We start from the raw sequence: 17,509 nt of genomic DNA, 5'->3' as shown, positions 1-17,509 counted from the left end.
CAAGGTGCAACATGGAACAACTCGAACAGGTACCTCTCACCGCCTCGCACTGGGTCTTTCTCCTGGTGATCCTGGCGATATTCGTTTCCATCGGCTTCCGCAAGGGTGTGATCATCCCCTCCATTGCCGGTATCTTCATGCTGGGCCTACTGGCCGAAGCTCCTCACGAGGGTGGACTCAACCAGCTTATCTTCGCCGTTCAGGTGGTTTTCCGTGCCCTGCTCAATGCCGGCACCGAGCTCTTCGACATCATGCTGGTCATCGCGCTGATGGTCGCCATGCTCAAGTCGCTCCAGCATCAGGGGGCCGATCGCTTGATGGTGGCACCAATGAAGAAGCTGATGGTCGGCCCCTGGACCGCGTTCTTCGTCGTCGGCATCACCATGTACATCGCCGCCGCCTTCTTCTGGCCAACCCCGGCCGTGGCACTGGTCGGCACCGTGCTGATCCCCGTGGCCATGCAGGTGGGCCTGCCGGCCATCGGTGCCGCCATGGCGGTGAATCTGTTCGGTCACGGCATGGCGCTCTCCGCCGACCCGGTGATCCAGGGCGCCAGCCGCCTGACCGCCGGTGCCGCCGGTATCGAAACCACCACTCTGGTGCCCTATACCCTGCTGTTCTCCCTGGTAGTGGGCGTGGTGGCAATCACCCTCGCCTGCACTCACCTGCGCCGTGATATGCGCTCCGGTGCGCTCGGAGCGCCCAAGGCCGATGAAATCTTCGGTCCCCGCTCGGCAGGAGCCGCCGCCGTTCAGGCCGACACCGTCAAGGAGGTGGATGAGCCGGCCGCCGGCCCCTATGCACGCGTCTTTGCCGTCGCCGTGCCGGTCATCCTGCTCGGCATCGCGGGGCTGATGATCTATCGCGCGCTGTTCCTGCACGACCAGGCGATCCGCGGCGGCGGCGCCACGGCATTACTGGGCGGCACGGCCACCGTGTTGCTGGTGCTCTCTTCATTCGCCGCCCATGGGCACCACGCCCTGGACGGCATCAGCACCTATACCCGCGAGGGCTTCTTCTTCGCCATCAAAATCTTCGCCCCGATCATCCCGATCGCCGGCTTCTTCTTCCTCGGCCATCCCGAGCACTCCTCACAGGTGATCGGCGCCAGCGCCGCCGGCTACCTGTTCGACATCGGCCACAATATCGGCCATTACATTGACGGTAATGTCTTCCTGCTGACCTTTGGCATGGCGTTCATCGGCCTGCTCTCCGGCATGGATGGCTCGGGCTTCTCCGGCCTGCCGCTGGTGGGCTCGCTGTCCGGCGCCCTGGGCACCGGTGCTGGGGTCGACGTGCATGTGCTGGCCGCCCTCGGCCAGGTTGCGGCGATCTTCGCTGGTGGGGGCACATTGGCGGCCTGGGCCTTCGGCGTGGCGGCCGACGCCGGCATTGCCGGTGTCAGCCCCTCGGCTCTGGTACGACGCAACTTCGTGCCGGTGATCTCCGGTATCGTCGCGGCATGCCTGCTCGCGATAGTGCTGCTCTAGCCTTCTCGGCTTCGCGACACCCTGGCCGAGGCGCCAGGGTGTCGTTTTCCGTAGCAGAAGGAGGAATCGAGGGTTGACGAAACCAATTCTATGGAACACGGTATACCATATGCCATAAAACTCCTTTCGCGCGCCCTAGAGCCTCCTGGAACCTGAAGCGCGCCACGACGACAACGAGCTAGGTGAATGTCATGCCCCTGATCAAGATTCACAAGAACGGCGAAGTCTTCGAAGGCGAAGTCCAGCCCAACACCAACCTGGTCGTGCGCGCCGGAATCCGCCAGTTTCCCTACCCCCACCTCAGCTACGGCTGCGGCATGGGAAAGTGCGCCAAGTGCATGTGCAAGGTGATCAAGGGCAGCGAAGCTCTGCCAGAGCCGAACTGGAAGGAAAAGAAGATGCTTGGCACGCGTCTCGAGCAAGGTTATCGCCTGGCCTGCCAGCTATGGGTGGAAGAAGATCTCGAGCTGGCACAGGAGAGCCCGGCCACCACTACCAGTCAGAGCCGTGCCGGTAGCGTAACGACATCATGAGCGCACGCCCGCCGTTGAGGTGAGGTCGCCAGATTGCACACGAGCACGACGCAAAGGAGCCCGCCAGCTCGCGCTGGCGGGCTCCTTCCGTTCCGTGTCGCTCAGCCCAGGTACTTGATCATTACCCCCGCTGCCACCGCCGAGCCGATCACGCCGGCCACATTGGGGCCCATGGCATGCATCAGCAGGAAATTATGCGGATTGGCTTCGAGGCCGATCTTGTTGGACACCCGTGCGGCCATGGGCACCGCCGAGACCCCCGCCGAACCGATCAGAGGGTTGATCGGCATACGGCTGACCAGATTCATCAGCTTGGCCATCAGCACGCCAGCCGCGGTGCCGATGGCAAATGCCACGATGCCCAGCCCCATGATCCCCAGCGTTTCCATGGCCAGGAAGCTCTCGGCCATGAGCTTGGAACCCACGGACAAGCCGAGCACGATGGTGACGATATTGATCAGTGCGTTCTGGGCGGTATCGGTGAGACGCTCCACCACGCCGCATTCGCGCATCAGGTTGCCAAAGCAGAACATGCCCAGCAACGGCGCGGCATCGGGCAGAAACAGGGCCACCAGCAGTAGCAACGACAGCGGGAAGACGATCTTTTCCAGCTTGGAGACCGGACGCAGTTGGGTCATGGTGATCTCACGCTCACGCCGGGTGGTGAGCAGTCGCATGATCGGCGGCTGGATCATCGGCACCAGCGCCATGTAGGCGTAGGCAGCGACGGCGATGGCGCCGAGCAGCTCCGGTGCCAACACGCTCGAGACGTAGATCGAGGTGGGGCCGTCGGCACCGCCGATGATGCCAATGGCGGCAGCCTGTTGCAGCGAGAAGTCCATGATCCCGAGCGATGACAGCCCCACCGCACCGAACAGCGTGGCGAAGATGCCGAACTGCGCCGCTGCCCCCAGGAACAGGGTACGCGGATTGGCCAGCAGTGGGCCGAAGTCGGTCATCGCCCCCACGCCCATGAAGATCAGCAGCGGGGCAATGCCGGAGGCCACGGCAACGGAGTAGAAGACGTAGAGCATGCCGTCGCTGTAACCGACGTTGACCGCCACGTCACGAGCGGCCCGCAGTTGATCGGGCGAGGCACTGTCATGGGCCAGCAGCTTGAGCGAGGCGCGCCATGTCTCCACGTCCGTCAGCGGATCGAGGGTGGCCCCCAGTGCGGCGGCGATCTGCTGCAACACCGCCGGGCGAGCCACCTCGATGGCTTGGTCCAGCGCCGAGATCGCCAGCCCGGCTTCGGGAATGTTGGCGAGAATGCCGCCAAAACCGATCGGCACCAGCAGCAGCGGCTCGAACTTCTTGGCGATGGCCAGGTAGAGCAGCACCAGCCCCACCAGGATCATGGCCGCCTGGCCTAGGGTCAGATTGTAGAGGCCGGAGCCCTCCCACAGGGTCAATAGCTTGTCCATGGAACGCAGGCCCTTACAGCACGATCAGGACGTCGCCGACGGCGACGCTGTCGCCCTCGCCAACCTTGACCTCGGAGACGGTGCCACCGCTGGCGGCACGCACTTCGGTCTCCATCTTCATGGCTTCCAGGATGATTACCACGTCGCCCTCCGCGACCGTATCGCCCGGGCGCACGTTGACCTTGAAAATGTTGCCGGCCAGCGGGGCGGTGATCGTTTCACCGCTCGACGCTGTCAGAGCAGCGGCCTGGGGTTGAACCTGCTCCTGAATCGCGCCGATCTCGCCGCCTTCGGCGACCTCGACCACATACTGCTTGCCGTTGACCGTGACGGTATAGGTCTCGGGGCCGGCGGGCGCTGCGGCGGGAGCCGTGGGCACCTTGGCCCCCTGCGCTGAAGAGACCGGCAGGTTGGCGCTGGACGACTCCTGGCCCGGCGCCTGGGGGGCTGGTTCGAAGGCATCGGGGTCGTCGCGGTTCTTGAGGAACTTGAGCCCCATCTGCGGGAACAGCGCGTAGGTCAGCACGTCGTCTATCTCGCGCTCGCCCTCGGCGAGGCGGATACCGTCGGCCTTGGCCTTGTCCTTGAGTTCGATAGCCAGGCGCTCCATTTCAGGCTCGAGCAGATCGGCAGGACGACAGGTGATCGGCTCGCCGCCTTCCAGCACACGGCCCTGCAGCGCCTTGTCGAACAGGGCCGGGGCGGCGCCATACTCACCCTTGAGCAGCGCCTGGACCTCCTTGGAAATCGACTTGTAGCGTTCGCCCATCATCACGTTCATCACCGCCTGGGTGCCGACGATCTGTGAGGTGGGCGTCACCAGCGGAATGAAACCCAGGTCTTCGCGGACGCGTGGAATCTCGGCAAGCACGTCATCGAGCTTGTCGCCGGCGCCCTGCTCCTTGAGCTGGCTCTCCATGTTGGTCAGCATGCCGCCCGGCACCTGGGCGACCAGGATGCGCGAATCGATGCCCTTGAGCGAGCCTTCGAAGTCAGCGTACTTCTTGCGCACCTCGCGGAAGTAGCCGGCGATCTCCTCGAGCAGCTCGAGATCGAGATTAGTATCGCGCCCGGTGCCCTTGAGGATCGCCACCACCGATTCGGTAGGGCTGTGGCCGTAGGTCATCGACATGGAGGAGATCGCCGTGTCGACGTTGTCGATGCCGGCTTCCACCGCCTTGAGAATCGTGGCGGTAGACATGCCAGTGGTGGCATGGCACTGCATGTGGATCGGAATCGACAGCGTCTTCTTCAGCCGCGTGACCAGCTCATAGGCATCGTAGGGCGCCAGCAGACCGGCCATGTCCTTGATCGCCAGGGAATCGGCGCCCATGGCGGCGATGGTCTCGGCGAGTTCCACCCAACTGTCGAGAGTGTGCACCGGGCTCACGGTATAGGAGATGGTGCCCTGTGCGTGACCGCCCACCTTGCGCACGGCCTGGATGGCCCGTTCCAGGTTGCGCGGGTCGTTCATGGCATCGAACACACGGAACACATCGACGCCGTTGGTCTTGGCACGCTCGACGAAACGATCGACCACATCGTCGGCATAATGGCGGTAGCCGAGCAGGTTCTGTCCGCGCAGCAGCATCTGCTGCGGCGTGTTCGGCATGGCCTCCTTCAACGCCCGTATCCGCTCCCACGGATCCTCGCCGAGGTAGCGGATACAAGCGTCGAAGGTGGCGCCGCCCCAGGACTCCAGTGACCAGAAGCCCACCCGATCGAGCTTCTCGGCGATCGGTAGCATGTCGTCGAGGCGCATGCGAGTGGCGAATAGCGACTGGTGAGCGTCGCGCAGGACGACGTCGGTGATGCCCAGCGGGCGGTTGGTCTCACTCATGACAATGATCCCGTGAATGGCATGTTATGTAGTAGTATTGGCGGCCGTTGCGGCGTCGATCAGCAGCGATGACGGCGGCGGTAGCGATGGATGGCGGCAGTGATGGCGACCATCAGCTCCGCGTCGTCCGCACGACCAGAGGGTTTGGAGACGGGTGCGGGAGCTGGAGGAGTGGCCGGCGCCAGGCGGCATACGACCCATGACATCAGGGTGGTGACGAGCACGAGGAGCGTAAGAAAAACAAAAACGACCCCCATGCCGACCCCCATCAGGGCCAAGCCATCCAGTAGCAGCTGTTCGTCCCGCATGCATTATCCCCTTATTCTTCGCGACTTATTGGCGAACTGACGCCAACATGCCGATAAGCTTTCAAGTCGGCCATATAACCCCCCACTCATGGTAGATTGCAAGCGACCTATGGTGGAAGCCAACGTTGTTTTTTTACTACAAGGCAGGATCGGCCTCGCCCCCATGGAGGGCGTGATCGATGCTCATACCCGCGACCTGCTGACCCGCCAGCCCGGCTTCGACTGGACGGTGACGGAATTCGTCCGCGTCGTCGATGCCCGCCTGCCACCCAAGGTCTTCCTGCGTCACTGTCCCGAACTCAACGAGAGCGTGACGACGCCTTCAGGCGTGCCGGTGGCGCTGCAACTGCTCGGCAGCGATCCAGCGGCGCTGGCGACCAATGCCGAACAGGCGAGAAAACTCGGCGCCACCGCCATCGATCTCAATTTCGGCTGCCCGGCCAAGCTGGTCAACCGCCATGACGGCGGCGCCTCGCTGCTACACGACCCTCGCCGGGTGCATGCCGCCGTAGCAGCCGTGCATGCCGCCGTGGGCGACGAGATACCGGTCACGGCCAAGATCCGCCTCGGCTTCTCGCATCGGCTTCTGGCGCTCGACTGCGCCAAAGCCGCAGAGGACGGCGGCGCCACGCAGTTGGTCGTGCATGCTCGCACTCGAGACGAGGGCTACCGACCTCCGGCTCACTGGGAGTGGATCGGCCGCATCCGCCGCCACCTGAGCATTCCGGTCGTGGCCAACGGCGACATCTGGAGCCTCGAGGGCTACTGGAAGGCTCGTACCCTCTCGGGCTGTCACGACGTCATGCTGGGCCGAGGCGCGCTGGCCGATCCCTGGCTGGCACCACGCATACACCACTGGCTGGCGACCGGCGAGCAGTTGCCCGCCACTCCCTGGCAGGCTCGCGCCCACATCCTGACCGAGTTTGCTGCGTTGCAGCGTACCACACTCCCCGACCGTATTGTCACATCCTTGATGAAGCAATGGCTTAATCACATGCGACAGCGTGATGCCGAAGCGGCCCAGCGCTTCCAGGCGGTCAAGCGTATCAATGACCTCGAGACGTTGCTCGCCAGACTTACCCAGCCCCATGAAGCGGCGTTGGCCCACGATAGGCTCGAAATAGCCTGAGCCGATCAGAGGGCGCCGCGGGAAACGAGCAGGAGGGAATAAAAAAGGGTGCCATCGGCTCACGAGGGCACCCAAACGATCGCGCAACCGGCATCACTCCATGCCGGCTCGGCTAGTCGATACGCGTGTCCGGCGCAAGACGCCAGGAACACAGACAGAAGACCCGCCCTCTGACGAGGACGGGTCGAAATCTGGCGCGCCCGGGAGGATTCGAACCTCCGACCACCTGATTCGTAGTCAGGTACTCTATCCAGCTGAGCTACGGGCGCTAGTGGCAAGATCCGATGATCTTGCTGGCAGAATGCCTTTCTTCGAACCGCGCGGCGAGAGATGACCCAGTCATGCTCATACTCACCCATCGTGGCGCGCCCGGGAGGATTCGAACCTCCGACCACCTGATTCGTAGTCAGGTACTCTATCCAGCTGAGCTACGGGCGCACATTACGCTTCGAACAACGACAACATGTCGAATGGCGGAGAGGGAGGGATTCGAACCCTCGATGGGGCTATAAACCCCATACTCCCTTAGCAGGGGAGCGCCTTCAGCCACTCGGCCACCTCTCCCTCAACGACACGGCGCATATCCTATCGCTTCCTCTAGCCTTTGTCCAGCATATTCAGTGATTTGTTTCCTGCGCTGGAAGGACCGGGGAAACGGCGCTCCGTTACGAAGATGGACCATTTCCCCCTTCTTCGTCGGATTTCTCCCGCTGGATGCGCTGATAGATCTCTTCACGATGTACAGCGACATCTTTGGGGGCATTGACGCCAATGCGGACCTGATTGCCCTTGACGCCAAGGACGGTCACGGTGATGTCATCACCGATCATCAGCGTTTCTCCGACACGGCGGGTCAGGATGAGCATGACTGATCTCCTTCTCAGACGACTAGCAACGGGATACGCGTCGATCCCATCGACGCTAAGCTGCTGCTTGCATTATGTAACACTTTCTCTACTGTGCACCACCACCAACCCCACCATGACATCATGACAGCGTTGAAGGGAAGCTCGTACAAATCTCATCAGACCGTCGCTTCCCCAGGCAGCAACTTCCCAACAGGGTAGAAAAGGCACCGCTTTTAGTCGCCCGTACCTTGTTAATTTTCTTGTAACTTCCCTATTCGCTTTCGATATCGCTCTTATCCAGACCAAAAGCGGTGTGCAGGGCGCGAACGGCGAGTTCCATCTGTTTTTCGTCGATCACCACCGAAATCTTGATTTCCGAGGTGGAGACCATGCGGATATTGATGTTCTCGTCAGCCAGGACGCGAAACATCTTGGACGCTACGCCGGCATGTGAGCGCATGCCCACACCGACCAGCGAGACCTTGGCGATGTTGTCGTCGCCATTGACCTCACCGCCTCCCAGATCAGGGATCACCTGATCCTCGATAATCTTGAGGGTCTTCTTGTAATCCCCCTTGGCCACGGTGAAGGTAAAGTCGGTGTAGTCACCGGCAGGCGCCACGTTCTGCACGATCATGTCGACTTCGATGTTGGCATCGGCGATCGGTCCGAGAATGCGCGAGGCGACGCCAGGCACGTCCGGCGTGTGGAGCAGCGTCAGCTTGGCCTCGCTGGCGGTGAAGGCGATGCCTGAGATCAGCGGTTCTTCCATAGAGTCCTCGTCTTGGTCGGATTCAGCAACGATCAGGGTACCGGGGCCATCCTGAAAACTGGACAGCACGCGCAGCGGGACATTGTACTTGCCGGCGAATTCCACCGAGCGGATCTGCAACACCTTGGAGCCAAGGCTCGCCAGCTCCAGCATCTCCTCGACGGTGATGGTGTCGAGGCGCTGCGCCTTCGAGCAGACCCGAGGGTCGGTGGTGTAGACACCGTCGACGTCGGTGTATATCTGGCACTCGTCGGCACCCAGCGCCGCGGCCAGCGCCACGCCGGTGGTATCGGAGCCACCGCGACCGAGGGTGGTGATGTTGCCTTCTTCGTCGACCCCCTGGAAGCCGGCGACCACGACCACCTTGCCTTCGTCCAGGTCGTCGCGCATCTCGTCGGTCTCGATACGCTGGATGCGCGCCTTGGTGTGGGCGCTGTCGGTCAGGATCCCGACCTGGGAGCCGGTGTAGGAGGTCGCCGGCACGCCCAGCTTGTGCAGCGCGAGGGCCAGCAACGAAATGGTCACCTGTTCGCCAGTGGAGACCAGCATGTCCATCTCCCGCGGCGTGGGCTCGTCGTTGATCTCGTTGGCCATGGCGATCAGGCGGTTGGTTTCGCCGCTCATGGCGGAAACCACGACCACGACCTGATGGCCCGCATCACGGAAGCCCTTGACCTTCTCGGCCACCACCTTGATGCGCTCCACGGAGCCCACCGAGGTGCCGCCGAATTTCTGTACGTATAGTGCCATCTGCGTTTTTTTCCCTCGTATGTCGAGCGGGGTCACGCCCGGATGAGTGAAAGATGTATCCATGCACAAGGGATGGAGCATGCGCTACCGTCCCCTGTTCAACCGCTACGAGAGCCTTGCCTCGACCCAGCCTGGCACACTCTCCAGCGCGCCTGGTAGAGCCACGACATCGCTGCCGCCGGCCTGGGCCATATCAGGTCGGCCACCGCCCTTGCCGCCTACCTGCGAAGCCACATGGTTGACTAGCTCGCCAGCCTTGACCTTGCCGGTCAGGTCATCGGTGACACCGGCAATCAGACTCACCTTGCCGGCTTCCTGGTCCGCCACGCCGAGCACCACGATGCCCGAGCCCAGCTTGTTCTTTAGCTGGTCGAGAACGCCGCGCAGCTCCTTGGCCGAGACACCCTCGAGCTGAGTGGCCAATACCCGCACTCCGGCGACCTCGCGCGCCTGGCTTAGCATGTCGCTACCGGCGGCACTGGCCAGCTTGGCCTTGAGCCGCTCGAGCTCCTTCTCCAGGCTGCGGTTGCGCTCCACCAGCGACTCGACGCGCTCCTCGACCTGCTCCGGCTTGGCCTTGAGGCGCTCTCCGATGCGCGCCAGACGTGTCTCCTGCTCGCGGAAGTAGTCCAGCGCGCCCTCGCCGGTGATCGCCTCGATACGGCGCACCCCAGCGGCGACTCCCTGCTCGGCGACGATGTGGAAGCAGCCGATGTCGCCACTGCGCTGCACATGGGTGCCGCCGCACAGTTCGATGGAGAAGTCGTCGGCGCCAATGGTCAGCACGCGCACGCTGTCGGCATACTTGGCCTCGAACAGCGCCGCAGCCCCCTTGGCCTTGGCCTGGTCGAGGGTCATCTGCTCGATGCGGGTCGGGGCGTTGGCCAGGATCTGTTCGTTGACCAGGCGCTCCACCTCGGCGAGCTGCTCGGGCGTCATCGCCTCGAAGTGGCTGAAGTCGAAGCGCAGACGCTCGGCGTTGACCAGTGAGCCTTTCTGCTGCACATGGTCGCCCAACACCAGACGCAGCGCTTCGTGCATCAGATGGGTGGCAGAGTGGTTGCGCACGGTAGCGGCGCGCAGGCCGGCATCGACCTGGGGACGCACTTCGGCACCCACTGACAGAGTGCCCTCCAGCATCATCCCGTGGTGCAGATGATGGCCACCCTGCTTCTGGGTGTCGGTGACCTGGAAGCGACCGCCTTCGACGTGCAGGTAGCCGGTATCGCCCACCTGGCCGCCAGACTCGCCGTAGAAGGGCGTGCGGTCGAGCACCACGATGCCATGCTGCTCGGGTTCGAGCGCGGCCAGGGCGTTGCCCTCGCGATCGACGATGGCGGCCACGGTGGCGCGATCCTCGAGCCGATCGTAGCCGGTGAAAGCGGTCTCACCTTCGAGCTCCAGCGCTGCGCCGTAGTCGGCACCGAACTGGCTGGCGGCACGAGCGCGCTCGCGCTGGGCCTCGAGCTCACGCTCGAAGCCGGCCTCGTCCAGCGTCACGCCGCGTTCGCGGCAGACATCGGCGGTGAGATCGTAGGGGAAGCCGTAGGTGTCGTAGAGCTTGAATACCGTCTCGCCCGGCAGCACCTCGTCGTCGAGAGCGGCCAGCGCCTCCTCGAGCAGGCTCATGCCGTGTTCGAGGGTGCGCGCGAACTGCTCCTCCTCCTTGAGCAGAATGCGCTCGATCTGACTACGCGCCTCGTGCAGCTCGGGGTAGGCCTCGCCCATCTCTGCGTCCAGGGCCGCCACCAGCTTGTGGAAGAACGGTTCGCTGGCGCCCAGCTTGTGGCCGTGGCGAATGGCGCGGCGGATGATCCGGCGCAGCACGTAGCCACGTCCCTCGTTAGAGGGCAGCACTCCGTCGGCGACCAGGAAGGCACAGGAGCGGATATGATCGGCGATCACCCGCAGCGAAGGCGTGGTGTTATCAGCGTGGCCGGTCGCCTCGGCCGCCGCCTTCAGCAAATTCTGGAACAGATCGATCTCGTAGTTGGAATGCACGCCCTGCAGCACCGCCGCCACGCGCTCGAGGCCCATGCCGGTGTCGATAGAGGGCTTGGGTAGCGGGTTCAGGTTACCGGCCGCATCTCGATCGAACTGCATGAACACCAGGTTCCAGATCTCGATGTAGCGGTCGCCATCCTCCTCGGGGCTGCCGGGAGGCCCGCCCCATACCTCGGGGCCATGGTCGAAGAATATCTCGGAACTGGGTCCGCAGGGGCCGGTATCGCCCATCTGCCAGAAGTTGTCCTCGTCGAGCTTGGAGAAGCGCTCGGGGTCGACACCGATTTCCTCCTTCCAGATCTTTTCCGCCTCGTCGTCGCTCACGTGCACCGTGACCCACAGCTTTTCGGGGGGCAGCCCCAGGCGCTGGGTGAGGAACTCCCAGGCAAAGCGAATGGCATCGCGCTTGAAGTAATCGCCGAAGCTGAAGTTGCCCAGCATCTCGAAGAAGGTGTGGTGGCGCGCGGTATAACCGACATTGTCCAGGTCGTTGTGCTTGCCGCCGGCACGCACGCAGCGCTGGGCCGAGGTTGCGCGCACGTAGGGGCGCGGGTCGCGACCGAGGAAGACGTCTTTGAATGGCACCATCCCGGCATTGGTGAACAATAGCGTCGGGTCGTTGCCCGGCACCAGGGAACTCGACGGCACGACGGTATGGTCGTGCTCTTCGAAGTAACTCAGGAAGGCCTGTCTGATGTCTGCGCTTTTCATGGGATATCCGTGGCGATGAGCGTGGTCACCCGACGGGCAGGCGCGTTCGGCGCCGTTTTCTTGGCCGAATTCGCACGCCTCGGCGTGTCAGGAGCGCCACCAGGGGCGTCACAAAGGGGGGCATTATAACGCAGTTGTCAAGCGACTAAAGGGAGCCGTTCGAGCTGACGCTCATTCGGTGGCGCCGAGTCGCTCCAGAGCGTAACGAATCTGCTCGAAGTCGAAGCCACGCGAGGCCAGAAAGCGCTCGCGCCGGGCGCGTTCGCGGGGGGAGTCGCCTGGGCTGGAGAAGCGTCGTTCGAGCACCTCGCGGGCAAGCTCGAACCAGTCGATCTCGCTTTCCTGCTCGACCTCGGCCAGAACGGCCGCGATCAGGGTGCGCTCGACGCCGCGCCGCTCCAACTCAGCGCGGATCTTCAGCTGGCCCTGGCCGCGCGTCACCCGCGAGCGCAGGAAGCTCTCGGCGAAGCGGGCGTCGGACTGCAGACCAGCCTCGGCCAGCGCATCGAGACAGTCATCGATCGCCTCGGGGGAGTGGATCCGGGCCGATAGCCGCTGCGCCAGCTCGGCACGCGAATACTCACGTCGGGCCAGCAAACGGATGGCGTCGTCCCACGGGGACGACGCATGTTCGGCTTCAGAGCGTACCAGCATGGCTTAGAGCAGGCCGTCCTCGCGCCCGGCATCGGCCGCCACGGCTTCCTCGGTCTCCTCCTCCTTGGGCGCTGCCGTGACCAGCAGTTGGCCTCGGATCTGGCTCTCGATCTCTTCCATCACTGCCGGGTTGTCCTCAAGGAACTGAGCGGCGTTGGCCTTGCCCTGGCCGATCTTGTTCCCCTGGTAGCTGTACCAGGCCCCGGCCTTGTCGACCAGGTTGCACTGCACGCCGAGGTCGATCACCTCACCGGCATGGTAAATACCCTTACCGTAGAGAATCTGGAACTCGGCCTGACGGAACGGCGGCGCCACCTTGTTCTTCACCACCTTGACCCGGGTCTCGTTACCGATCACCTCGTCGCTCTGCTTGACCGAGCCGGTGCGGCGGATGTCGAGGCGCACGCTGGCGTAGAACTTGAGTGCATTGCCCCCGGTGGTGGTCTCGGGGCTGCCGAACATCACGCCGATCTTCATGCGGATCTGGTTGATGAACACCACCAGGCAGTTGGCGTTCTTGATGTGGCCGGTGATCTTGCGCAGCGCCTGGGACATCAAACGCGCCTGCAAGCCAACGTGGGAGTCGCCCATCTCGCCCTCGATCTCAGCACGCGGGGTGAGCGCCGCCACCGAGTCGATGATGATCACGTCGACCCCGCCGGAGCGCACCAGCATGTCGCAGATCTCCAGCGCCTGCTCGCCGGTATCGGGCTGCGAGACCAGCAGGTCATCGAGGTTGACGCCGAGCTTTTCGGCATAGCTCGGGTCGAGCGCGTGTTCGGCGTCGATGAAAGCGCAGGTCTTGCCCTGCTTCTGGGCCTCGGCGATCACCGACAGCGTCAGGGTGGTCTTGCCCGAGGATTCCGGGCCGAAGATCTCCACCACGCGACCGTATGGCAGGCCACCGATGCCGAGTGCGATATCGAGGCCCAGCGAGCCGGTGGACACCGACGGCATCGTCACCCGCGGCGCATCGCCCAGACGCATGACGGTGCCCTTGCCGAACTGGCGCTCGATCTGGGAAAGGGCGGCATTCAATGCCTTGGAGCGGTTTTCATCCTGTGCCATGTGGCTCTCCTCGCAGAACTCGCTGACGCTTGCAGATGCAGAATGTAGGGCGGGCTGCCGACGGGGGAGCTCGCCTGACACTGTATGGTTGGACAGTAGTATGACGAAAAAAACGCCGCGCGCCTAGCACTACTAATGCGGCTCGGTCTCGAGGTAGCGAATCAGCCCGACGATGGCCTGGCGTACCGCGCGCTCGCGTACCGCACGGCGATCGCCGGGAAACTGGAAGCGCTCGGCCTGCTGCCGTGCCTCGCTGCCCCAGGCCAGCCACACGGTGCCTACCGGTTTTTCCGGCGTGCCGCCGTCGGGCCCCGCCACACCACTGATCGCTACACCGAGCTTGGCCCCGCTGTCGCGACAGGCACCGGCCACCATGGCCTCCACCACTTCGCGGCTGACCGCCCCGTGCTGGGCAATCGTTGCCTCAGGCACACCGAGTAGACGTGCCTTGGCGGCGTTGGAATAGGTCACGTAGCCGGTCTCGAAGTAATCCGAGCTGCCGGCGACCGAAGTAATGGCGCTGGCCACCCCGCCTCCGGTGCAGGATTCGGCCGCGGTGACGCTGACGCCATGCTCGCGACAACGCCGGCCGAGCCGCTCGGCGAGCGTGGCAAGATCGAGGTTGGCCAGACTGGATGCACTATGGGGCATGGTATCGCTCCTTTTGCGAGAGAGTCGGTGGCACCGACCGCATGTCCTGCGACTGCCTTACCATAGCGCATCCTTACCCTCGGCAGCAGGTATAGGCTTCGACCGTGTCGAGCGCGGGTGGGGCGTGGTAACCTTGCTCTCTCCATGCCCCACACAACCGACAAGCCAGCCGAGAAAGCATGAACGACGCGGTCAAGACGGATGTGCCGAGCCATACCCCAATGATGGCTCAGTACCTGAAGATCAAGCGCGAGCACCCCGACGTGCTGCTCTTCTATCGAATGGGCGACTTCTACGAACTGTTCTTCGACGACGCCAGACGCGCCGCCGCACTACTCGATATCACCCTGACCCAACGCGGCCAGTCCGCGGGCAAGCCGATTCCCATGGCCGGGGTGCCCTACCATAGCGCCGAAGGCTACCTGGCGCGTCTGGTGAAAGCCGGCGAATCGGTGGCGATCTGCGAACAGATCGGCGATCCCGCGACGAGCAAGGGACCGGTGGAGCGCCGCGTGGTGCGCATCGTCACCCCTGGCACGCTCCATGACGAGGCCTTGCTTGATGCCCGGCGCGACAATCTGTTGGTCGCCGTGCATCCCGTCAGCAACTGCTGGGGAATCGCCTGGCTGGAGCTTTCCAGCGGCCGCTTCAGCGTGCTGGAGGTGGAAGGTGAAGGGGATATGCTCGCCGAACTGCAGCGACTCGATCCCGCGGAGCTGCTGGTACCCGAAAGCCTGCCACTGCCGCCTGCCCTGGAGGGAAGGCAGGGCCTGCGCCGCCAGAGCGACTGGCTGTTCGATCTCGAATCCGCCATTCGCCTGCTGTGCGACCAATTCCAGGTACAGGATCTGCGCGGCTTCGGCTGCGCTCATCTCCAAGCGGCGCTCACTGCTGCCGGGGTGCTGGTCGAGTACGCCCGCGACACCCAGCGCTCGCGGCTACCTCACGTTACCGCGCTCGGCGTGGAGAACCGCGACGACGCCGTGGTAATCGATGCCGCCAGCCGTCGCAACCTGGAGATCGACACCAACCTCGGCGGCAGCGGCGACAACACCCTGGCCAGTGTACTCGACACCACCGCCACCGCCATGGGCTCGCGGCTGCTCAAGCGCTGGCTCAACCGCCCGCTGCGCGACCGTGCCCAGGTTCAGGGACGCCAGGCGGCGGTCGCCCTGCTGCTCGAGCAGGAGGGCTTCATGGCCCTGCGCGAGTTGCTCAAGGCGATCGGTGACGTCGAGCGCATCCTCGCGCGTGTCGCACTCTACAGTGCGCGGCCACGAGACCTCGCCCGCCTGCGCGACGCCCTGCTGGCCCTGCCGGAACTCGAGCGCGAACTCGCCGGCTACAGCGACGGCACCGCACTCGACGAGCTGAGTCACCATATCCGCCCCTACCCCGAGCTTGCCGACCTGCTTGCCCGCGGGCTGATCGACAACCCGCCCGTGGTCATCCGAGACGGCGGCGTGATTCGCGAAGGCTTCGACGCCGAACTCGACGACTACCGCGGGCTGGCTGAGCATGCCGGCGACTACCTGGTGCAGCTCGAGACCCGCGAGCGCGAGCGCACCGGCCTCGCCGGCCTCAAGGTGGGCTACAACCGGGTGCACGGTTACTACATCGAGATCCCCCGCGCCCAGGCCCGCGAAGCACCGGTCGATTACATCCGGCGCCAGACCCTGAAGAACGCCGAGCGCTTCATCATCCCCGAACTCAAGGAGTTTGAGGACAAGGCGCTGTCAGCCAAGTCGCGGGCCCTGGCCCGCGAGAAGCTGCTCTACGACGGCCTGCTCGATTCACTCAACGCCGAACTCAATGCGCTTCAGGGCACCGGTCGTGCTCTGGCCGCCCTGGATGTGCTGGCGGCCTTCGCCGAGCGCGCCCAGGCGCTCGGCTTCTCGCGGCCCCGTCTCGCTGAAGCGCCGGGCATCGTGATTCGCGGCGGTCGCCACCCGGTGGTGGAGCACGTCAGCGATACCCCCTTCGTACCTAACGATCTGGTGCTTGACGACCGCCGCCGTATGCTGGTCATCACCGGCCCCAACATGGGCGGCAAGTCGACCTACATGCGCCAGGCCGCGCTGATCGTCCTGCTCGCTCACACCGGCAGCTTCGTCCCCGCAGACGAAGCCTGCATCGGCCCGGTGGACCGCATCTTCACCCGTATCGGCTCGTCGGACGACCTGGCGGGCGGCCGTTCCACTTTCATGGTGGAAATGACAGAGACCGCCAGTATCCTGCACAACGCCACCGACCATAGCCTGGTGCTAATGGACGAGATCGGGCGAGGCACCAGCACCTTCGATGGCCTGTCACTGGCCTGGGCCAGCGCCGAGCACCTGACCCGCACGCACGCCTTCACCCTGTTCGCCACCCATTACTTTGAGATGACCGCGCTGGCCGAACAGGCCGAGGGGGTAGCCAACGTGCACCTCACCGCCGCCGAGCACCGCGACGGCATCGTTTTCATGCATCGGGTGGAAGAGGGCCCTGCCAGTCAGAGCTACGGCTTGCAGGTGGCCCAACTGGCCGGCGTACCTCAATCCGTCATTGCTCGCGCACGCGACAAGTTGGCGCAGCTCGAGCAGCAGGAGGTGGACCAGAGCAGTCGCGGCGAGGCCAGTAGCGCAAGCGCAGTCAAGCCGGTGCAGAGCGACCTGTTTGCCACCGCGCCGCACCCGCTGCTCGATGCACTGGCCGGCCTCGACCCCGACGAATTGACGCCGCGCCGTGCGCTGGAGTTGATCTATGCCTGGCGGGAGCAGCTGTAGGTACCGTGCCGCTTGCTCAGGCAGGGCGGCATGACTAGAATGAAGCGTCCAGCGATTCCAGCCTTATAAAAAGTTTATTTTTTATAACTATCAGACCTAAGACTGATACCGAACATTACCAACCGGGAAGGGCACGACCCGGCTGCGAGGAGGGAGACAGGCATGACCTTTGTCGTCACCGAAAACTGCATCAAGTGCAAGTACACCGACTGCGTCGAGGTCTGCCCGGTGGATTGCTTCTACGAAGGGCCCAACTTCCTGGTAATCCATCCGGACGAGTGCATCGACTGCGCCCTGTGCGAGCCGGAGTGCCCCGCCGAAGCGATCTTCTCGGAAGATGAACTACCGGAGGGCCAGGAAGAGTTCATCGCCCTAAATGCCGAACTCTCCGAAGTGTGGCCCAATATTGCGGAAAAGAAGGATCCTCCGGCCGACGCCGAGGAGTGGGACGGCAAGCCTGGCAAGCTGCAGTATCTGGAGCGCTGAGTCTCGCAGCTTCCTACCGATCGAACTCTCTGTGCCGGGTTGCCTAGCACTCGGCACATTTGACTGACTACGA

General features: G+C 63.9%; 14 protein-coding genes and 3 tRNA genes. 5 read left to right on the top strand and 12 right to left on the bottom strand.

Annotation, left to right across the window (positions count from 1 at the left end; genetic code table 11):
- The first annotated feature begins 11 nt into the window (after window positions 1-11).
- Both HOP51_RS12110 and HOP51_RS12105 read left to right on the top strand, forming a co-directional pair.
- Window positions 12-1,490 carry a hypothetical protein gene (locus HOP51_RS12110; protein WP_234274149.1) on the top strand — a complete coding sequence of 493 codons (1,479 nt, stop codon included), beginning with the start codon at window positions 12-14 and terminating at the stop codon, window positions 1,488-1,490.
- Window positions 1,491-1,681: 191 nt separating this feature from the next.
- Entirely contained in the window at window positions 1,682-2,023 is a 342-nt protein-coding gene (locus HOP51_RS12105) for a 2Fe-2S iron-sulfur cluster-binding protein (RefSeq protein ID WP_234274148.1), read from the top strand.
- A 101-nt stretch (window positions 2,024-2,124) separates the two neighbouring features.
- Here the strand turns inward: HOP51_RS12105 and HOP51_RS12100 are convergent, their stop codons facing one another.
- From HOP51_RS12100 to HOP51_RS12090, 3 genes are read right to left on the bottom strand one after another with little or no spacing between them, the layout of a single operon-like run.
- Window positions 2,125-3,447, bottom strand: a complete 1,323-nt coding sequence (locus HOP51_RS12100) for a sodium ion-translocating decarboxylase subunit beta (protein WP_234274147.1) — start codon at window positions 3,445-3,447, stop codon at window positions 2,125-2,127.
- Window positions 3,448-3,460: 13 nt separating this feature from the next.
- The gene (gene oadA / locus HOP51_RS12095; protein ID WP_234274146.1) at window positions 3,461-5,287 is read right to left on the bottom strand and encodes a sodium-extruding oxaloacetate decarboxylase subunit alpha; all 1,827 of its coding nucleotides are present in this window, start codon (window positions 5,285-5,287) and stop codon (window positions 3,461-3,463) included.
- A 59-nt stretch (window positions 5,288-5,346) separates the two neighbouring features.
- On the bottom strand, window positions 5,347-5,595 hold the full coding sequence (locus HOP51_RS12090; protein WP_234274145.1) for an OadG family transporter subunit: 249 nt from the start codon (window positions 5,593-5,595) through the stop codon (window positions 5,347-5,349).
- A 163-nt stretch (window positions 5,596-5,758) separates the two neighbouring features.
- Between HOP51_RS12090 and HOP51_RS12085 the strand changes: the two genes are divergently transcribed.
- The gene (locus HOP51_RS12085; RefSeq protein ID WP_234274144.1) at window positions 5,759-6,724 is read left to right on the top strand and encodes a tRNA dihydrouridine synthase; all 966 of its coding nucleotides are present in this window, start codon (window positions 5,759-5,761) and stop codon (window positions 6,722-6,724) included.
- Window positions 6,725-6,916: 192 nt separating this feature from the next.
- On the opposite strand, the gene HOP51_RS12080 is transcribed toward HOP51_RS12085, so the two are convergent.
- The 9 genes from HOP51_RS12080 to HOP51_RS12040 form a co-directional block, all read right to left on the bottom strand.
- Window positions 6,917-6,993: transfer RNA gene (locus HOP51_RS12080), tRNA-Arg, on the bottom strand.
- 92 nt (window positions 6,994-7,085) lie between these two features.
- A tRNA-Arg gene (locus HOP51_RS12075) sits at window positions 7,086-7,162 on the bottom strand.
- 33 nt (window positions 7,163-7,195) lie between these two features.
- Window positions 7,196-7,288: transfer RNA gene (locus tag HOP51_RS12070), tRNA-Ser, on the bottom strand.
- 101 nt (window positions 7,289-7,389) lie between these two features.
- Complete coding sequence (gene csrA / locus HOP51_RS12065) at window positions 7,390-7,590, bottom strand: carbon storage regulator CsrA (RefSeq protein WP_234274143.1); 201 nt, start codon at window positions 7,588-7,590, stop codon at window positions 7,390-7,392.
- Between the two features lie 253 nt (window positions 7,591-7,843).
- Window positions 7,844-9,094, bottom strand: coding sequence for an aspartate kinase (locus HOP51_RS12060; RefSeq protein WP_234274142.1), 1,251 nt, complete (start codon window positions 9,092-9,094; stop codon window positions 7,844-7,846).
- 105 nt (window positions 9,095-9,199) lie between these two features.
- Window positions 9,200-11,809 (bottom strand): alanine--tRNA ligase, encoded by a 2,610-nt coding sequence (gene alaS / locus HOP51_RS12055; protein ID WP_234274141.1) that lies wholly within the window; start codon window positions 11,807-11,809, stop codon window positions 9,200-9,202.
- Window positions 11,810-11,980: 171 nt separating this feature from the next.
- Window positions 11,981-12,463 (bottom strand): regulatory protein RecX, encoded by a 483-nt coding sequence (locus HOP51_RS12050; protein WP_234274140.1) that lies wholly within the window; start codon window positions 12,461-12,463, stop codon window positions 11,981-11,983.
- A 3-nt stretch (window positions 12,464-12,466) separates the two neighbouring features.
- Window positions 12,467-13,531, bottom strand: a complete 1,065-nt coding sequence (gene recA, locus HOP51_RS12045) for a recombinase RecA (protein ID WP_234274139.1) — start codon at window positions 13,529-13,531, stop codon at window positions 12,467-12,469.
- A 132-nt stretch (window positions 13,532-13,663) separates the two neighbouring features.
- Window positions 13,664-14,182, bottom strand: a complete 519-nt coding sequence (locus HOP51_RS12040) for a CinA family protein (RefSeq protein WP_234274138.1) — start codon at window positions 14,180-14,182, stop codon at window positions 13,664-13,666.
- A gap of 179 nt (window positions 14,183-14,361) precedes the next feature.
- On the opposite strand from HOP51_RS12040, the gene mutS reads away from it, so the two are divergent.
- Together mutS and fdxA are read left to right on the top strand one after the other, a co-directional pair.
- Window positions 14,362-16,950: a DNA mismatch repair protein MutS gene (mutS, locus tag HOP51_RS12035; RefSeq protein WP_234274137.1), complete on the top strand. Its 2,589-nt coding sequence runs from the start codon at window positions 14,362-14,364 to the stop codon at window positions 16,948-16,950.
- A 162-nt stretch (window positions 16,951-17,112) separates the two neighbouring features.
- Window positions 17,113-17,436 carry a ferredoxin FdxA gene (fdxA, locus tag HOP51_RS12030; protein WP_010630102.1) on the top strand — a complete coding sequence of 108 codons (324 nt, stop codon included), beginning with the start codon at window positions 17,113-17,115 and terminating at the stop codon, window positions 17,434-17,436.
- The last annotated feature ends 73 nt before the right edge of the window (window positions 17,437-17,509 follow it).

It is taken from the genome of Billgrantia zhangzhouensis (assembly GCF_021404465.1).
In the GTDB taxonomy this organism is placed as follows: domain Bacteria; phylum Pseudomonadota; class Gammaproteobacteria; order Pseudomonadales; family Halomonadaceae; genus Halomonas; species Halomonas zhangzhouensis.
The sequence above is the reverse complement of the archived record's forward strand: the minus strand, read 5'-3'. Positions and strand labels throughout refer to the sequence as shown.

What these genes read in the sequence shown, in the direction of transcription:
- alaS (WP_234274141.1), bottom strand. Translation starts at nt 11,809, where the DNA reads ATGAAAAGCGCAGACATCAGACAGGCCTTCCTGAGTTACTTCGAAGAG.
- HOP51_RS12105 (WP_234274148.1), top strand. Translation starts at nt 1,682, where the DNA reads ATGCCCCTGATCAAGATTCACAAGAACGGCGAAGTCTTCGAAGGCGAA.
- oadA (WP_234274146.1), bottom strand. Translation starts at nt 5,287, where the DNA reads ATGAGTGAGACCAACCGCCCGCTGGGCATCACCGACGTCGTCCTGCGC.
- mutS (WP_234274137.1), top strand. Translation starts at nt 14,362, where the DNA reads ATGAACGACGCGGTCAAGACGGATGTGCCGAGCCATACCCCAATGATG.
- HOP51_RS12085 (WP_234274144.1), top strand. Translation starts at nt 5,759, where the DNA reads ATGGAGGGCGTGATCGATGCTCATACCCGCGACCTGCTGACCCGCCAG.
- HOP51_RS12060 (WP_234274142.1), bottom strand. Translation starts at nt 9,094, where the DNA reads ATGGCACTATACGTACAGAAATTCGGCGGCACCTCGGTGGGCTCCGTG.
- recA (WP_234274139.1), bottom strand. Translation starts at nt 13,531, where the DNA reads ATGGCACAGGATGAAAACCGCTCCAAGGCATTGAATGCCGCCCTTTCC.
- HOP51_RS12100 (WP_234274147.1), bottom strand. Translation starts at nt 3,447, where the DNA reads ATGGACAAGCTATTGACCCTGTGGGAGGGCTCCGGCCTCTACAATCTG.
- HOP51_RS12110 (WP_234274149.1), top strand. Translation starts at nt 12, where the DNA reads ATGGAACAACTCGAACAGGTACCTCTCACCGCCTCGCACTGGGTCTTT.
- HOP51_RS12040 (WP_234274138.1), bottom strand. Translation starts at nt 14,182, where the DNA reads ATGCCCCATAGTGCATCCAGTCTGGCCAACCTCGATCTTGCCACGCTC.
- HOP51_RS12090 (WP_234274145.1), bottom strand. Translation starts at nt 5,595, where the DNA reads ATGCGGGACGAACAGCTGCTACTGGATGGCTTGGCCCTGATGGGGGTC.
- fdxA (WP_010630102.1), top strand. Translation starts at nt 17,113, where the DNA reads ATGACCTTTGTCGTCACCGAAAACTGCATCAAGTGCAAGTACACCGAC.
- csrA (WP_234274143.1), bottom strand. Translation starts at nt 7,590, where the DNA reads ATGCTCATCCTGACCCGCCGTGTCGGAGAAACGCTGATGATCGGTGAT.
- HOP51_RS12050 (WP_234274140.1), bottom strand. Translation starts at nt 12,463, where the DNA reads ATGCTGGTACGCTCTGAAGCCGAACATGCGTCGTCCCCGTGGGACGAC.